Origin of the sequence: Psychrobacter sp. UBA6739 (assembly GCF_002453835.1) — a bacterium.
GTDB lineage: Bacteria > Pseudomonadota > Gammaproteobacteria > Pseudomonadales > Moraxellaceae > Psychrobacter > Psychrobacter immobilis_A.
Map to the genome: position 1 here is coordinate 1 of NZ_DKHR01000028.1, position 15789 is coordinate 15789.

General features: G+C 41.2%; 18 protein-coding genes and 1 tRNA gene. 11 read left to right on the forward strand and 8 right to left on the reverse strand.

Going from position 1 to position 15789, the window contains the following annotated elements; translation table 11 throughout:
- The first annotated feature begins 29 nt into the window (after positions 1–29).
- Together B2575_RS06650 and B2575_RS06655 are read left to right on the forward strand one after the other, a co-directional pair.
- Positions 30–104 (forward strand) — tRNA-Gly (locus B2575_RS06650).
- A 288-nt stretch (positions 105–392) separates the two neighbouring features.
- On the forward strand, positions 393–1184 hold the full coding sequence (locus tag B2575_RS06655; protein ID WP_296240684.1) for a glucose 1-dehydrogenase: 792 nt from the start codon (positions 393–395) through the stop codon (positions 1182–1184).
- 215 nt (positions 1185–1399) lie between these two features.
- Here B2575_RS06655 and B2575_RS06660 read toward each other — a convergent pair whose 3' ends face one another.
- Entirely contained in the window at positions 1400–2635 is a 1236-nt protein-coding gene (locus tag B2575_RS06660; protein ID WP_296240685.1) for an amidohydrolase family protein, read from the reverse strand.
- 430 nt (positions 2636–3065) lie between these two features.
- Here B2575_RS06660 and B2575_RS06665 point away from each other — a divergent pair, with 430 nt between their 5' ends.
- The 4 genes from B2575_RS06665 to B2575_RS06680 all read left to right on the forward strand — a co-directional run bounded on the left by B2575_RS06665 (position 3066) and on the right by B2575_RS06680 (position 5305).
- On the forward strand, positions 3066–3425 hold the full coding sequence (locus B2575_RS06665; protein ID WP_296240686.1) for a hypothetical protein: 360 nt from the start codon (positions 3066–3068) through the stop codon (positions 3423–3425).
- Positions 3426–3613: 188 nt separating this feature from the next.
- Positions 3614–4342, forward strand: coding sequence for a BLUF domain-containing protein (locus tag B2575_RS06670; RefSeq protein ID WP_296240688.1), 729 nt, complete (start codon positions 3614–3616; stop codon positions 4340–4342).
- Between the two features lie 4 nt (positions 4343–4346).
- Positions 4347–4880 (forward strand): GTP-binding protein, encoded by a 534-nt coding sequence (locus tag B2575_RS06675; protein ID WP_055124740.1) that lies wholly within the window; start codon positions 4347–4349, stop codon positions 4878–4880.
- 8 nt (positions 4881–4888) lie between these two features.
- Positions 4889–5305, forward strand: coding sequence for a roadblock/LC7 domain-containing protein (locus B2575_RS06680; protein WP_140412966.1), 417 nt, complete (start codon positions 4889–4891; stop codon positions 5303–5305).
- Between the two features lie 54 nt (positions 5306–5359).
- Here B2575_RS06680 and B2575_RS06685 read toward each other — a convergent pair whose 3' ends face one another.
- The 5 genes from B2575_RS06685 to nadR all read right to left on the reverse strand — a co-directional run bounded on the left by B2575_RS06685 (position 5360) and on the right by nadR (position 8729).
- Positions 5360–5665, reverse strand: coding sequence for a LysR substrate-binding domain-containing protein (locus B2575_RS06685; protein WP_296240691.1), 306 nt, complete (start codon positions 5663–5665; stop codon positions 5360–5362).
- An 11-nt stretch (positions 5666–5676) separates the two neighbouring features.
- Positions 5677–5844, reverse strand: coding sequence for a hypothetical protein (locus B2575_RS06690; RefSeq protein ID WP_296240694.1), 168 nt, complete (start codon positions 5842–5844; stop codon positions 5677–5679).
- Positions 5845–6195: 351 nt separating this feature from the next.
- A complete protein-coding gene (locus tag B2575_RS06695) occupies positions 6196–6648 on the reverse strand; it encodes a DUF962 domain-containing protein (protein ID WP_055124739.1) in 453 nt (150 codons plus the stop codon).
- A 195-nt stretch (positions 6649–6843) separates the two neighbouring features.
- Complete coding sequence (gene pnuC / locus B2575_RS06700; RefSeq protein WP_296240696.1) at positions 6844–7575, reverse strand: nicotinamide riboside transporter PnuC; 732 nt, start codon at positions 7573–7575, stop codon at positions 6844–6846.
- A 113-nt stretch (positions 7576–7688) separates the two neighbouring features.
- Complete coding sequence (gene nadR / locus B2575_RS06705) at positions 7689–8729, reverse strand: multifunctional transcriptional regulator/nicotinamide-nucleotide adenylyltransferase/ribosylnicotinamide kinase NadR (protein ID WP_296240698.1); 1041 nt, start codon at positions 8727–8729, stop codon at positions 7689–7691.
- 651 nt (positions 8730–9380) lie between these two features.
- Here nadR and B2575_RS06710 point away from each other — a divergent pair.
- The 4 genes from B2575_RS06710 to B2575_RS06725 all read left to right on the forward strand — a co-directional run bounded on the left by B2575_RS06710 (position 9381) and on the right by B2575_RS06725 (position 13712).
- Positions 9381–9593, forward strand: a complete 213-nt coding sequence (locus B2575_RS06710; RefSeq protein ID WP_045454060.1) for a PspC domain-containing protein — start codon at positions 9381–9383, stop codon at positions 9591–9593.
- A gap of 487 nt (positions 9594–10080) precedes the next feature.
- Positions 10081–11058, forward strand: coding sequence for a glycine--tRNA ligase subunit alpha (glyQ, locus tag B2575_RS06715; protein ID WP_296240797.1), 978 nt, complete (start codon positions 10081–10083; stop codon positions 11056–11058).
- A gap of 9 nt (positions 11059–11067) precedes the next feature.
- Positions 11068–13161, forward strand: a complete 2094-nt coding sequence (glyS, locus tag B2575_RS06720; protein ID WP_296240702.1) for a glycine--tRNA ligase subunit beta — start codon at positions 11068–11070, stop codon at positions 13159–13161.
- A 254-nt stretch (positions 13162–13415) separates the two neighbouring features.
- Positions 13416–13712, forward strand: coding sequence for a hypothetical protein (locus B2575_RS06725; RefSeq protein WP_296240704.1), 297 nt, complete (start codon positions 13416–13418; stop codon positions 13710–13712).
- 82 nt (positions 13713–13794) lie between these two features.
- On the opposite strand, the gene B2575_RS06730 is transcribed toward B2575_RS06725, so the two are convergent.
- Both B2575_RS06730 and B2575_RS06735 read right to left on the reverse strand, forming a co-directional pair.
- Entirely contained in the window at positions 13795–14226 is a 432-nt protein-coding gene (locus B2575_RS06730; RefSeq protein ID WP_060491781.1) for a cell division protein ZapA, read from the reverse strand.
- 116 nt (positions 14227–14342) lie between these two features.
- Positions 14343–14783 carry a hypothetical protein gene (locus B2575_RS06735; RefSeq protein WP_055124734.1) on the reverse strand — a complete coding sequence of 147 codons (441 nt, stop codon included), beginning with the start codon at positions 14781–14783 and terminating at the stop codon, positions 14343–14345.
- 246 nt (positions 14784–15029) lie between these two features.
- Here B2575_RS06735 and B2575_RS06740 point away from each other — a divergent pair, with 246 nt between their 5' ends.
- Entirely contained in the window at positions 15030–15683 is a 654-nt protein-coding gene (locus tag B2575_RS06740) for a UPF0149 family protein (protein ID WP_296240706.1), read from the forward strand.
- Positions 15684–15789 lie beyond the last annotated feature (106 nt).

Here is a 15789-nt window from a genome sequence, read left to right on the forward strand (position 1 = left end):
ATCAACTAACGATAGTTAATTGATAATTAGCGGGAATAGCTTAGTGGTAGAGCATAACCTTGCCAAGGTTGGGGTCGAGAGTTCGAATCTCTTTTCCCGCTCCAAATATGGCTTGAAAAAGCATCAAAGCCTCACTTTATTGTGAGGCTTTTTTTTGTCCTGATTTTAAGGGTTGTTATTGTTTCTTAAGAATATTTCGATGACATTCCAAGTTACTATCGACGGAATTAACGACATAGATTACTAAAAGTTGCAGCGCCGAAACTAAGTTACAAAAGGTGGTCAATTTGACACATTAGCCTCAGTTCAATCATGCATAATTATATAGATCGTTTAAACGAATATAACAACAAATAATCCATCTATAGATATGATGATAATAAGGAATAATTATGCAAGAATTCAAACATAGAGCATTTAATGAATTATTTGATCTGTCAGGAAAAACCGCAATTGTGACGGGTGGTGCAAATGGTATTGGTAAAGCAACGGCGTTACGTCTAGCACAAGCTGGGGCAAATATCGCTATTGCTGATTTAAAGTTAGAAGATGCAAAGGCTGCGGTCAAGGATATCGAAGCGTATGGTGTAAAAGGCTTGGCAGTCGAATGTAATATCTTGAAAGATGAAGATTTGGTCGTTATGGTAGATAAGGTCGTCGCTGAATTTGGCACTGTCAATATTTTAATCAATAATGCTGGTGGCGGCGGCGGTGGTCGTGAAAACCCAGCCACCGCATCGGTCGATGATATTCGCCGTGACTTTGAGTTAAATGTGTTTAGTGGCTGGCGCTTGTCTCAATTATGCGTGCCACACATGAAAGCGTCGGGTTATGGTTCGATTGTATTTACCACTTCGATGTCGAGTATCAATAAAAGCCCGAACATGAGTGGTTATGCAGGATCAAAAGCGGCTGTCAATCATATGGTGGCGAACTTGGCACATGATTTTGGCCCTGAGGTACGCGTCAATGCGGTTGGCCCTGGTGCCACGCGTACTGATGCGTTAAAAACTGTACTAACACCAGAAATCGAAAAGAAAATGCTAGAACATACGCCGATTCAACGTTTGGGTGAAGCCGATGATATCGCTGGTGCTATGCTGTATTTTGCCGCACCACTATCTGAGTGGGTCAGTGGTCAAACCATATTTGTGAATGGCGGCGGTGTGCAAACCTTGGACTAAGCTTATCTGCATATGAAAGTATTTAAACCATGATGTTAAAGCTATAGTAAATAGTAAAAAAACCGTTATGAAAAGCGTCATCCAATGTATAGTTGGGTGACGCTTTTATCGTTTTAAGCCTATGTTTCATGATAAAGGTGCTGGCGCATTGATAGGCTGTATCTTTCAATTGACTGAATGTGCTCAATTAAAGAGTATTCAAGTTACTCAAGTTATTAAAAGCAAATATGGGCGACCTCATTGCAAAAAGTTTGCTTGCCATTCTTAAAGCCTGCGATGGCTTGCGAATTGATTCTAATCGCTTCTACCGCGTCTTTCGCTTCTAATATGACTAGGGTAGCCAGTGCTCCTACTTTAATCTCCGTTTGCTGTGACAAAAGTTTCGCTGCATTTTTGCTAATCATATCGAATACCTCTGCTATCTGCTCATCTTTTGCTAATTGAGTGATATTGGCATACATATTTGCCATTCTAATCAGTGAGGCATCACCGTAAGGCGTGAAAGCATTTAAAATATTATTACTAGAAATAGTCGTATTGATGCCCATTGCTAATAGCTCATTGGCGTTGACCATGCCTCTAGGAATGAGCGCATCATAATCACGCCCATTCAAAAATATGTCGGTGGCTGGTAACACCGTCAAGGTAATGTCAGCGAATTTCAGTAACGCAGCCATTTCCATACGTTTGTCTTTGTCCATCGCCGATAATTTAGTCACATGACCAATAGACACGCGACCTTGATAATGGCGCTTGATGGTTTCTTCAACCAATTTTGGAATGCTCGAGCCTTGTGGATCCAGATCAAAATCCAGATGAAAATCAACATCGACGTCAAACTGCTCAGCCAAGTCAAACACCATTTCAATATGCTTGTGAGGATTCTCATCTTTGTATGGACATCCGCCAACCAAATCAGCGCCTTGCGACAATGCCAGTTTTAGTAGCTCATGAGTATGCAGGTCATTGGTCAATCCTGATTGCGCAAAGGCGCAAATCTCTATATCGATGGCAAATGCATAGGTGTCGCGGGCTTTTTTGATGGCATTGAAGGCACGCATCTCTGTTTTTGAATCTGTTTCAACAAAGGTACGCAGACCAACGGTGCCTTTTTTAATCGCCATCTCAATCACTCGTGAAGCACGATTAAACACATCTACTTCCGTAAAATCCTTTTTAGCCTTACCTGTTTCTTCAACAGCCTCGTTTAAATCACCTTGCTCTATAGTACAGCGATCAAGGATGCAGGCTTTATCAAGGTGAATGTGGCTCTCATAGAATCCTGTACAGACAAAGTAACCTTTAGCATCGTAAATTGCTTTTGGCGCATCATCATGTTCAGGTTTTTCCGAAATGTCGTCAATGCTCTCAATATAAGCGTCGTTTATACTGATATTAACCAAGTTTTTATGATTGGGTAATTGGGCATTTTTTATAAGTAAATCGGGCATCGTTTTTCCTTAGTTGTTTGCTTGGAATGACTCAACGATCAATGGCATTTTAGTGTTAAGAGTGGGGTTTTAAACTTTAAATTCGCATGATTATTCGATGTTTTTATTTTTTCCTACCCAACGGTCGTTTTTTGTTCATGAGTGGTTAGGGGCAAGCGTCATCGAGTCTAATATATGGAATATAATGACCACCGCTACGGTATGTAGACTTTGTTTATAAATAGACTATATCGTTTTTACCAAAAAACATACTTAGTTATTGATATTTTATTGTTATAATTATCTTATAAGTTTTGAGTGTAAGTTAAGATATACTAATAATAAAAAGAGTAAATAATAAGCTGGATTTAGCTTCATACCTTGAAACTACGAAGGCATTTCTGTGATGGAATGACTTAATTTAAATACAATCAGATAAATAGGAAAAAGTATGTCAAATATCGCTGAGTCGTTACAAGAATTAATGAATCTTGATGGTGCAATGGGTGGCTGTATCGTCGACTACATGTCAGGCATGGTACTTGGTATGGCTGGCGGCGGCGTTGACTTAGAACTTGCAGCAGCAGGGAACTCGCAAGTGGTAAAGGCGAAGGTAGCAACGATGAAGTCATTAGATATCAAAGGTGAAATCGAAGATATGTTAATCACCTTGGAGTCTCAACTGCACATCATTCGTCCTACAGCCAAGCATGAAGACTTGTTTATTTATTTGGTGCTTGATAAATCAAAAGCCAATCTTGCATTAGCCCGCCGTAAGGTACAAGCGGTAGAAAATAAACTAGAAGTATAATTCGGTTGGTCGTGTTCAAAAAATGAGTGATTTATCAAACTCTCCTTGTTGCTTATCGCGCCTTAAATAAGACAAGACTGGCAACAAGGTCAAATTCGCTATGTACGTACTGTACATAGCGAATTATTATTTTATAGGCAGTAGGAATAACTTAACGAGCGTGAGCCGTTTTATCAAGTGGTGGCAAAATGAAGTGTATTGCGTACGTCAGTAGAGTGCCTATCAGTGATCGTACTATTCGAATGCCTACTGGGTTATCAGACATCGTTAGCGTCTCTCGTAAGCATAATCCAAAATCGCAAATTACGGGTATCATCTCTTACCGTGACGGTCAGTATCTGCAAGTGCTAGAAGGCCCTTATCTTGAAGTAGACAAGTTAATGAGTAAGATAGCTTCTGATCCTAGACATGAAGATCTTTGGGTGTTTTTGGATGTACGCGTGATCAAACGCAGCTTTCATAATTGGGCTGTGAGCGTGTTTGATTTTGTGGATCAAGGCAACTTTTTTAATGCGTTCATTGAGAACAATAGCGCTGTGTTAAACAGCTTTGATGAGTCTCAACAAAGACGTATTCAACCGTTTATTGATATAAAAAAATCTGATACGGTGCCTGAAAAATATTATGAAGGTAAGGATTTAAGATTGCTGGCATGGCCTGATCTCAACAATGAAAGCCAGCCGAAAATGATTATGAACCTGTGTATCAAATTGACTAAAAAGCCTTATTCGTTTAATGCACTAGCGGACAGTGGTGATTTTGGCAGCCATCATCAAGTCACACAGATTATCAGAGAGTTTGATCGTTTAGGTTTATTGAGTGTTACAGAGGCAGCACCGATACATGAGCAAACCGTAATTGAGAAAAAGCCTAACAAATTTTATGGTGCGATCAAAAAATTCTTAGGAATGAGGTAAAAAATTGAATTATCAGAAGCTAGCAATTATTGGGGAAGTAGGTGCTGGAAAAACTCAGTTGGTCAAAACCCTAAGCGAGATAAGCCCCATCGAAACAGAAGCAAAATCTAGTATCGATATCGGTAAAGAGTACACGACGGTCGGCATCGATTATGGGCGCATCACTCTGTCTGACGATATGGCGCTAGGTATTTACGGCGTGCCAGGTCAAGAGCGTTTTTCTTTTTTATGGGAGTTCGTCAATCAGTCGCTATGGGGATTGCTCATTTTGATTAGATATGGCGAGACACCCGATTATGCCAATTTAGATAAGCTGTTACACTTTTTTGCACCAGAAAAAAATCAGACCACGTGTATCATTGGTATCACTCATTGCGAAGATGCTGACAAAGATAGTCTTTCAGCACTGGGACAAGAAATAAGAGTGATGTTGATGCAGCATAACGTGGTGGCACCTGTGCTCCATACAGATCCTAGAAATAGAGAGTCCGCCGTGTCTCTGTTGTCATTATTTAATACCCTTAATAATCAAGACTAATGCCAGATATGACTATGTTAAAAGAAAAATTAGACGAAAAATCACCAGCAAAAATAGCGTTATTAAGCCATATGAAAGCATTGTGTGACGCCAATAGAGAAGTCATATTGGTTAGCTTATGCACCACAGATGGCTTTCCCATTAGTTGCTTTTCGATCAGTGAATTGAGCAATCAAACGGACAAGTTTGCGGCGATGAGTAGCACGCTATCAGCGCTGAGCGATTCATCCGCGAGTCAAATGAAGCAGGGCAAGTGCGACATCACTATCGTCGAAGCCACTGCTGGAAATATGCTATTTGTCAAAACTGACTATATCGGTAAGCCGTGTGTATTGACCGTGGTAGCGCAGAATAAGATGGCACTAGCAGAAGCAAGGTATAAGACCAAAAAACTGATTGGTGTCATTTCTGCTATCACTGAGTAAGGCGCATAAGTAACTAAGATTGCTGGATTCGGTAGGCTATAAGCGATAATTCGACTATGATAGACATGTGATACTATTTGCGTGATCAAATATCGACACTGTATTCAGATATCGACCTTGTATAAAGGTGATGCCCTGACCTTTGACGGCCATATCTACCAAAAACTCAGCATTAGCGGCATTAATTTTGGCATGGATCCTGTGCTTATGCTTTCTGCCTTCTTCATCGGTCAGCTTTAGGTTGCTGGTTGTGCCAAAACCATCTTGTAAAAATTCATGATTTCTCAAATCTGCTAGCGTCTCAAGTAATCCCATTCTGCTCAGATAATCGGGACTGGCAAAGAGCGAATAACGAATCATCGCCAACCGTTTTACTTGGTCGCTGGAATCTTGCAGCTCTTAATGCGAACGACGAGCTCATACCCTTCTTCGATCAAATCAATGTGTCGATCAGAAAAACCCAACTCAACGTTTAGGACGGGACAGCCAGTGCTGTATCTATCGGTGATGGCGCGTAATGAAGAATTTCTACAGTACATTGCGTAGAGGCTTGTCGCGTATTAACTATCGGGCGAATAGGCTGAATTTATGCTGTTGGCTCTATTCTAAAATGAATGGTTCGATTTTGAAGTAAACAGTTCTGCTGTGGCTATTTGATGCTATGTTTACAGTGTTATTGTTCTGAAATCTAGAGTAATTAATTACAGTCAATAAATTTTTTTGATAGCTTATTTTTCATAACTTGTTCTTTGATAGCTTAATATACAAAGCACCACTTAACGGATTGTTGAGCGGTGCTTTTTTGAATCAAAATATCAGTTTTAGATAGTGGTTTTTTAGATACTAATTCTAACGATACTGAGCTTAAATATACTATCAAGAATACATAGTTAGGCTTGGCTTTTTTTACGACCTATCAAGCTATTAGCTACCCATGCTGGACCAATTAATAAGAATTGTAAGTCTTCAAAAAACGAGGGTTTTTTGCCTTCAATTTTATGACCGATGAACTGTCCAATCCAAGCAACCACAAAAACAGCTGCCCAAACCTTAAAGCCCCATGGTAATAATGCCATTACTGACAAACAAATAAGAATAAACATCCCCATTGCCAAGAATAACGGCGTGGATAGACGCATATAAAATAACAATACCAACGCGCTAAGTACCAAGGTAAACCAAACTGATAGCGACATGCCCATGCCTAACAGGCTGACAAATATCGTAGGAACGCATAGCCAATGGATTTTTTTATTGACTAGGTTTTGATGACTGACAGAATATTCACTAAGCCATTGCTCAAGTGTGCGTTTAGACAGGCGTTTTTGCTGAGTACGAGACATACTAACCTCCATGTTAGTAGATGAATTGAAAAATCTCTTCTATCAGTTGTAGCACTAATTGAGCCACTCCACCACATTATCTAATAGACGGCACAGTCAAAACCTATAACGTTATCAACATGTTTGCCAATATCTGCGAGCTCTTTGGTTTTATTCTTTTAAGATGTCACCACTTATGACCATACAAGATAAGCGTTAACCTTGTTCACTGCGCTGCCATTCATACAAACCAATAAAGGCGTTTATTTGATATATCATGGTTTGAATGGCAAAAATGTAATTGCCTGACATTAGATTGACGATGAGCCAGACAAAGTTAACGATAATCCATAACCACCAGTTAAATGAATAGCGCAAAATCATCGCGGCTTGTGCAGTAATGGAGAGGACAAAAGCAATGACGTTGATCCAAAAGAAGGAAATAAATCCTAGAAATTTACTATTATCATCTTCAACCACTGCATAGCCATAGCTGGCGAGTAAATCATTTACTGTGGGGAAAAGTGCGAGACCAAGAATAATAAAGGCAGCGGTAATCAACCAAACCGCTTTGCTCGCAGCCTTTGGTATCATGTCGCCATCAGGATCGGTATGTTTTGACCAATAAAAAATACCGTATACATGGGTGAAAAAGTTAAAGAGTGGCGCGAGCATCAAACCGACTGCTCCAGACGTCGCCTGCACGACGACTTCTCCCGCAGTCGCTGCCATTCCCAACCCGTTGCCCATGACGTTTTTGCGAAATGATAGCGAAACCACACAGACCAAACCAACGAAAGACACGCCCAAATAAAACATATCAAGCGTGGTGTGTTCTGTTGTGAGCCAAAAACCTGCGGATAATGCTATTACCCCGCAAATGAACCAAGTGACAATCCATTGCATCGCCCACTTTCCAGTAATATTATCTAATAGCTGAATACGCATAAAGCCTTTTTCCTTAAAGTATTAAAACTACAATGAGTTCTTATTTTATTTTTTAGTATCCTATTATTTTTGTATTATCGCTATTCTTGCCATCGCTATTTTTACCATCTCCTCTATCTACCATAAACATACTGATCGATAAGCAGCAGCGCTTGCTGATAGCGCGCATCGTAATCTGGCTGATCAACCATGTGTGGTTTGATATCATGACGAGCAAAAATATCGACAAGACGTCGCTCAAAGCGTCCACGCGCCTCAGGCGTGCCCAATGAGCGCATGCCATCATCAATCCACGGCGTATTGTTATCTAGCATAATGGTATGATCCAAGCGAAACTCATCGATACAAGCCGCCACAAAAGGATGGCTGCGACCTTCATATTCTTCACAAAATGCTTGAGTGGTCACAAAATCGGTATCAACGATGGTGACAGGAGCGGTCGCATTAGCCGCCGCATCTCTTATAGCTTGAGCATGCTGAAGGGCAATCGGACCATAGTCATTGTATTGTAGACCGACTTCACTACCGCCCAAATCTGTACCGACATATAAGCGTCCCATCTCTAAAGCAAAGCTGGCGCCATAATAATTGGCCAGTTTATGCACCAATGTGGTCTTACCCGAACTTTCGCCGCCAACAATCGCCACCGTTTTGGTATAGTCGCCGCGCGCTTGGGGATGAATAGCTGACCAATGCGCGACTGGATTACGAGCGATGGCATAAGAATCAAACTCAGGCTGTAACGGGGTCGTGACGACTGGCATCGATAATCGCTCATAGACATCACTCTGCGCCAATGGGTGGTTTTCTGCGACAAACAAGACTGTATCTGCTGGTAAGTCGAGCGCTGTCGTCAAACGTTGTAGTTTGGCATTGCTGGCAGGAATGTCGATTGTCACATCGACGAAGCTATCATGTAGCGGCAGCTCAATCTCATGAGTGGTATGAATCTGGATAAATGGCAAATCAGCACACGCCATCTGTAGCCAACGTGCTTTGTCTTGCAAAGTAATGTCAAAATCTGGATGCGGTGCTGGATGCGCCATAATGATAATATGCAAGGTTTTCGCTTGTCCTGCCGCAGCCAATATACTGCGCATTTGACCTAAATGTAGTGGCTCAAAATGTCCAATCATCAATCCTGACTCGTACATAGCTTTCCTTAATTTTTATTTATTCTTAATTGCACCAATTTTATCGATAGACTGCTGGAATATCTGTTATTTACCAGCATGTTATAAAGGTTTAAGGCGATTTACAGGTAGGTTATTGTAAAGGGGTGTTTTTTTATACGACTGTTTTCTGATAAAAATATGACCAAGTTATTAATTTAACTGTAATTGTTTGAGTATCTCACCATTTCTGAAGTTCCATCTACACAATATCTATGTGCTGAAAATGGCTAAATATTGGATTTGTAACAACATGTGTAATATGGCAGCAATAAAGCTAATCATGAAACATTTTGAAATAACTATTTAAAATCAGCAGTTTATGAGGTTTTATGACAGATTAGGGCAAGCTTGGTTAGCATAAACTCACAAAGTACGTCTATACGTTCAACAGATAAATATTAAATAGTTGCTATACTTATTCATAAGTTAAGAGGGCTAAGTAGCTTCCTAACTAGAATCGGAAAAGAGCATAAAAATAGAAGAAAAAAAGTAAAAAGCAGAATTTTAAATAACAATAGAAATGATAGAAATGATAGAAATGATAGAAATGATAGAAATGATAGAAATGATAGAAATGATAGAAATGATAGAAATGATAGAAATGATAGAAATGATAGAGAGGTATTTGATTTGGCTAAACTAGCAAAACTACATCGCTCACAGAACAATCGCATGATAGCAGGTGTGATGGGCGGCATTGCCGAATACGTTGGCTGGTCACCAACTTGGGTGAGAGTATTATTCGTGATTATCTCATCTTTGAGTGCAGCAGTACCTGGCATCTTAATTTATATAATTTTATGGATAATCATGCCAAAAGCGACTAGTGCGTCTTACCAATAAAGTTATTTTATATTTGCTCGTATCTTTTTAACAGCTTAATAGCAGTATTGTTTTGATAGAAATAATATAGAGATTAGCTCAGATAGATTTTTACCAAAAAAAAGAATAGCAGTTCGACTAAAAAACAAAAAGCCTGACTCATCAGGATACCAAAGACATACCTTTCCTCCTGCCCAGATGCTCGCGCATTTGGGTATTTTTTTATCTGCTACTTTTGTGCCTCCTATATTGCAGCAGTTTGATTATAAATGAGCCTTATAACGACTGGTTTAGGTCTGCAGCATAAATTTAATTGATGTAAATATAGATAAAATGGTCAATTTTTAGTAAGGTGAGCAGGCAAATAGAGTCGTTGCCGAATAGGCTATACGAGTGCTATCAAAACTTTATTTATAAATATCCATTCCACAGTGGCTTTACTATGAAAACCCAAACTATGACATCCCAAGCGACAACTCCGATGATAGAAAATACAGACCCTCAACCGATGACGTTTCAGGATTTAATCCTAACCCTACAGAATTATTGGGCCGATAAGGGCTGCGTTATTTTGCAGCCTTATGATATGGAAGTCGGCGCGGGTACTTTTCACACCGCGACATTTTTACGCTCGTTAGGTCCTGAGCGTTGGAATGCTGCCTATGTGCAGCCATCACGTCGTCCAACCGATGGTCGCTACGGTGATAACCCCAACCGCTTGCAGCATTATTATCAGTTTCAAGTGGTGCTAAAGCCAAATCCACCCAATATCCAAGAGCTGTATTTGGACTCGCTAAGAGCCATTGGTATTGATCCATTGGTGCACGATGTGCGTTTTGTTGAAGATAACTGGGAGTCGCCAACGCTGGGTGCGTGGGGACTAGGCTGGGAGATTTGGCTCAACGGTATGGAAGTGACGCAGTTTACGTACTTCCAGCAAGTAGGCGGTCTTGAGTGCTTCCCAGTGACTGGTGAAATCACTTATGGTCTTGAGCGTCTGGCGATGTATGTGCAAGGCGTCGATAGTGTTTATGATTTAGTCTGGGCAGATGGTGAGTTTGGTCGCGTCACTTATGGCGATGTCTTCCATCAAAACGAAGTTGAGCAATCGACCTATAACTTTGAGCATGCCGATGTGCCGATGATGGGTCAGATGTTTGATTTTTATGAGCAGCAAGCAGATAAATTGGTTGCCGAAGGTTTGCCATTACCTGCCTATGAGATGGTACTAAAAGCCTCACATGCTTTTAATTTACTTGATGCTCGTGGTGCGATTTCAGTGACCGAACGTCAGCGTTTCATTTTGCGTGTACGTACGCTGGCGCGTAAAGTCGCCATTGGTTATGTCGAAGCGCGTGCCAAGCTAGGCTTCCCATTAGCCGATGAGGCGCATCGTCAAGCGGCGCTCGATAAGTATTTGCCAAAAGAAGACACTGACATGGCGATTGAAGAATCAAAGACCAACCAATCAACTAATAATAAATAGGAGCATCCCATGAGTACTATTCTATTTGAACTGGGGTGTGAAGAGCTACCTCCAAAAAGCCTAAAACCTCTACGTGATGCGCTACAAGCAAGCGTGATAGCGCAGTTAACTGAAGCTGATATTACCTTTGATAGCATTAAAGCCTTTGCCGCACCGCGTCGTTTGGCGCTTCAGATTCAGGGCATTAGCAATAAGCAGCCGGATCGCAGTGAGCAAAAACGCGGCCCTGCGATTAAAGCCGCGTTTGATGCAGATGGTAATCCAACACGTGCAGCGATGGGTTTTGCGAAAGGCTTAGGTATTGAGGCCAGCGAGTTGATAACGATTAACACCGACAAAGGTGATTATGTCGGTTATGAGCAAGTCATTCATGGTCAAGCAACTACTGAACTGTTAGCTGCCATTTTTCAGACTGCACTAGACAATCTACCGATTGCTAAGCGTATGCGTTCAGGTGCCAGCCGCAATGAATTTGTGCGTCCAGTCCAGTGGGCGGTATTGATGCAAGATAGTACTGTCATTGATGCGACTATCCAAGGCCATCAGACGGGCACACAAACCCGTGGTCATCGCTTCCATAGTCCTGATTATCACGAGATTGCGCACGCCAATGACTACGAAGAATTACTAGGCAGTTTAAAAGTCGTGGCTGATTTTGATAAGCGTCAAATGCTGATCAAAAACCAAGTCAAAGCGCTAGCAGATGAAGTTAATGCTGATGCTATCGTGCCGCAAGATTTGTTGGATGAAGTCACCGCATTGGTTGATTTTCCCATTGCGCTACGAGCAAGATTTGAGCCGCGTTTTTTACAAGTGCCGCAAGAAGCGCTTATTTCGACCATGCAAGCGGATCAAAAGTATTTTTGCTTAACTGATAAAGCAGGCAAGTTGCAGCCTTACTTTATTTTTATTACTAACATTGAGTCAAAAGATCCCAATCAAATTATCGAAGGTAATGAGAAAGTCGTACGTCCGCGTTTAGCCGATGCCGAGTTTTTCTTCTTACAAGATCAAAAACAGCCATTATTTGCCTTGACAGAAAGCTTGAAAACTCGCGTCTTCCAAGACAAGCTGGGTACGATTTGGGAAAAATCTGAGCGTATTGCCAAGCTTGCCGCCTTTATTGCCGCCTTGATGCAACAGCAAGGTCAGCAGATTGATATCGATGAAACGGTACGTGCAGGTATTTTATCCAAAGCGGATTTGACAAGCTCATTGGTCGGTGAGTATCCAGAGTTGCAAGGTATCGCTGGTACTTATTATGCGCGCTTAAACAATGAGCCTGAAGCAGTCGCGGCAAGTCTAGAAGAGCAATATTTGCCCAAGTTCAGCGGTGACGTATTACCACAGACGCCAATTGGCATTTGCTTAGCATTAGCCGACCGTTTAGATACGCTTGTTGGTATTTTTGCCATTGACCAAGCGCCGACGGGGTCAAAAGATCCGTTCAGTCTACGTCGTTCAGCCATCGGTATCTTGCGTATTTTGATTGAAAAGCAGTTGCCGATTAATTTGGTTGCGCTCGTTGAGCAAGCAATCAAAGGCTATAGTGACGCTGAAGGCAGCAAGATTGAAAAAATGGGTGATACGTTTACTCAGGTCATGGCATTCTTAAACTCGCGCTATCGTGCGATGTATACCGAGCAGGGCGTGAGCGTCGATACCATTCAGGCAGTGCAAGCGATTAACCCGCATATGCCGCTTGATTTTGATCAGCGTATTCGCGCGGTACAAGCCTTTAGCGAATTGTCACAAGCTTCAATGCTTGCTGATTCAAACAAGCGTGTCGCCAATATATTAGCCAAGTCAGAAGTGAGTGTCGCTGATAATGTCGATGAATCGTTATTATCTGAGCCTGCCGAGCAAGGTTTATACGCAAGTGTGCTGCAAGCGCAGACGGCGGTTAAACCGCTGTTAGAACAAGCTGATTACACACAAGTATTGCAAACGCTTGCTAGCTTAGATGAGCCATTGACCCAGTTCTTTGATAATGTGATGGTCAATAGTGAAGACGCCGCCCTTAAAAACAACCGCTTAGCGCTGCTTAAGCAAGTACGCGCATTGTTTTTAACCGTCGCTGATATCAGTGAGTTGCAGCTATAGTTTCACTAATATAGATCGCTCACTTTATTGTTTTCTATTTAATATAAAAACTGGCCCGCTATGGCCAGTTTTTTACGCCATATCATGGCATTTATTGATAAATTACCATGATAAATAGCTAGGCAATTAACTCGCTAAAACATAGCACTATTGTCAGTATTGCTGGTTAAGTTATACTGTTCAGACGTATTGAATAATCCGCCAAGCGGCTTTTATCATTCATAGCGCTTACTCATATTCAAAGGAGCACTGCCGTGTTTGCTGTTATCATTATCATCATCGTTATTTGGATAGTAATGTGGGGGTTTTATAAATTTATGTACCCGCGCGCGCCCAAAAGTATGATGCCAAAAAAAGGGGATGTGATCACACCGCATCAGTGCAATTTTTGTGGCAACAGCTTGGCTGAATACCGCGGCGTCCTTGAAACCAAGCCCAACTTGGCTGCAAATAGTGAGAGTGCTATTGGCGAAAACCAAGCATTGTTTTTTTGCAATTATGAGCATCAAGCAGATTTTCATGCAGGTAAGGTTTATAACCCTAACGTATAAACAATTAGATTATGGCTTAGGCAGAAAAAAGCGCTTGGCTCATCAGAGCGAAGCGCTTATTGTTTCGTCGCGTAATATGCGCTTATAAAACAGACTGTGCGTCTTTCATAATTTTATTTAATAGCGCTTCAGATTGTTTGTCTTGCTGTAGTCGATCTTCATCGCTTCTTTGATTGGTGTGTATTTTTTCATACAAATTCAAGCAGCACAATACTAAGATACTTTCTTGACTGAGGCTTGGCGCATCTCGTTTGAGATCTAGTGCATGGTTATTGATATACGAGACAGCTGAGAGCAGCTCTTCTTGTTCGTGTACTGGGCAATAAATAGGATAAGTGACACCCGCAATTGCAATATCAACCTTTTTGATTTGTGGTTCAGGGATAGTGGTTTTCACAGTAGCACTCGGCGTATTTGAACCAGTTGCAGCGACTGGTTGTGGTTTAGAAGAAATATTCTGCTGTTGGCCATTTTGTGGCTGTTTTTCTACAGAGTTTTTGTGGTCATCGGTCATGATAAATCCTACAATGTTTGGTCAGTAAAATGAGTAATATAAAATATTACCGTTTTGATTTTGTCGGTTTCATTAGCAAGTAGTGATTATCGGTCATCGTTTATTGCCATCCCTGATCAGCCTTCTACTTGATCGATGTGAGTTAAGCGTTTTAATACAACTTGTGTACGCTCAGCTGCCAATTGATTCTTTTTCTGCAGCTCACTGTTTTGCTGTTTAATATCGCTATATTGCTGCTTTAATTCATTATTTTGTTGCTGTAACTGGCTGTTTTGTTGTTGCAATTGGCTAACCTGTTTTTGCAGTTTGTCTTGCTCTTCGCCTATCATATGATGCGCTTCAGCCAGGCTTTGGTAGCGCTTGTCGAGATCGTTCAATTGTTTTTTGGCACCGTCGCGTTCGCTATGACTAGTGTTGAGCTTGGTCGTTAATGCTGCAAGCTCTTGAGGGTCGCTAACAGGATGCTGTTTGAGGCTGCTAAGTTCAGCACTGACAAGCTGATACTGTTTTTTTATGTCGAGTATCATTTTTTCTAATATTCTAAGTTGATCATACATAGTCAGTTTTTATCCTTAACAAGTAAGCGTGAATGAATTTTGTTCTCTGCGTTTAATAATGCCATAGGTGACCGCATAATATCTATATCAACAAAGTAATTACCTATATTAGGCGTTGTTTGTTTATTTTTATTAGCCATGGTTTGATTGATAATATCAAGCGATGTCTCACACCTATTTTACCCGTCTGTTTTTATTTTTTAAGCAATATTTTTTAAGCAATAATCAATCACTAGGACCTCTATTATGAATGACAATATATCTGGCTGGAATACATGGCTGACTGCTTTTGATGACTGGACTGACGTATCTATCAGCGAAGTGCATGGCTTGATGACAGGGCTGATGACTGCCTGTAATGCGCCTGATGAGCAAATATGGGCTAAGGTATTTGAGGAGCTCAGTTTTGCGCCTTTACCTGATGAAGCATTGACACTGTTAACAGAAGAAGCGGAAGACACTGTTTTTCAGCTTAAAGACAAAGACGATGCTTATTCTTACACGCCATTAGTACCAGATGATGAACATGATTTGTACGAGCGCGTGATGGCATTGAAACAGTGGGCAAATGGTTTTATGACGGGTTTTGGGATTACCGACTGTGGTCTCAGTGGTGACGAAAATGAGATGCTGTCTGATTTGGCTAAAATCGGTGGTATTCGCTTAGAAGATGATGAAAACTTTGAAGGTGGCGAAGAGTCTTATCTGCATATTTATGAGTTTGCGCGCATGGTGCCAGTGAGCTTTGCCACCCGCACGCGTAAACCTGTCAAAGATATTGCCCTGATTGCCGGACTGGCTATCGATGCAAAAACCACCAAAGAGCTGCAGGCAGAAGGCAAGTTACCAAAGCCAATGCCACCAGTCGTTGATGCGATGAATCAAAACCGTCCTTCATAATAAAGACGCTATCGTAAGAAGCAATCTGTCATAAAAGCCAACTTATTATCCATGCTAGGGCGTGTCCTCAATCTAGGAGAAAGCGACTAAATGGGCTAAAAATAGT

Excerpts from the sequence above, each read along its gene's own strand:
- B2575_RS06655 (WP_296240684.1), top strand. The coding sequence starts at position 393 with ATGCAAGAATTCAAACATAGAGCATTTAATGAATTATTTGATCTGTCA.
- B2575_RS06680 (WP_140412966.1), top strand. The coding sequence starts at position 4,889 with ATGACTATGTTAAAAGAAAAATTAGACGAAAAATCACCAGCAAAAATA.
- B2575_RS06685 (WP_296240691.1), bottom strand. The coding sequence starts at position 5,665 with ATGATTCGTTATTCGCTCTTTGCCAGTCCCGATTATCTGAGCAGAATG.
- B2575_RS06670 (WP_296240688.1), top strand. The coding sequence starts at position 3,614 with ATGAAGTGTATTGCGTACGTCAGTAGAGTGCCTATCAGTGATCGTACT.
- pnuC (WP_296240696.1), bottom strand. The coding sequence starts at position 7,575 with ATGCGTATTCAGCTATTAGATAATATTACTGGAAAGTGGGCGATGCAA.
- B2575_RS06730 (WP_060491781.1), bottom strand. The coding sequence starts at position 14,226 with ATGACCGATGACCACAAAAACTCTGTAGAAAAACAGCCACAAAATGGC.
- B2575_RS06740 (WP_296240706.1), top strand. The coding sequence starts at position 15,030 with ATGAATGACAATATATCTGGCTGGAATACATGGCTGACTGCTTTTGAT.
- B2575_RS06690 (WP_296240694.1), bottom strand. The coding sequence starts at position 5,844 with ATGTACTGTAGAAATTCTTCATTACGCGCCATCACCGATAGATACAGC.
- nadR (WP_296240698.1), bottom strand. The coding sequence starts at position 8,729 with ATGTACGAGTCAGGATTGATGATTGGACATTTTGAGCCACTACATTTA.
- B2575_RS06695 (WP_055124739.1), bottom strand. The coding sequence starts at position 6,648 with ATGTCTCGTACTCAGCAAAAACGCCTGTCTAAACGCACACTTGAGCAA.
- B2575_RS06660 (WP_296240685.1), bottom strand. The coding sequence starts at position 2,635 with ATGCCCGATTTACTTATAAAAAATGCCCAATTACCCAATCATAAAAAC.
- B2575_RS06665 (WP_296240686.1), top strand. The coding sequence starts at position 3,066 with ATGTCAAATATCGCTGAGTCGTTACAAGAATTAATGAATCTTGATGGT.
- glyQ (WP_296240797.1), top strand. The coding sequence starts at position 10,081 with ATGACGTTTCAGGATTTAATCCTAACCCTACAGAATTATTGGGCCGAT.
- glyS (WP_296240702.1), top strand. The coding sequence starts at position 11,068 with ATGAGTACTATTCTATTTGAACTGGGGTGTGAAGAGCTACCTCCAAAA.
- B2575_RS06735 (WP_055124734.1), bottom strand. The coding sequence starts at position 14,783 with ATGTATGATCAACTTAGAATATTAGAAAAAATGATACTCGACATAAAA.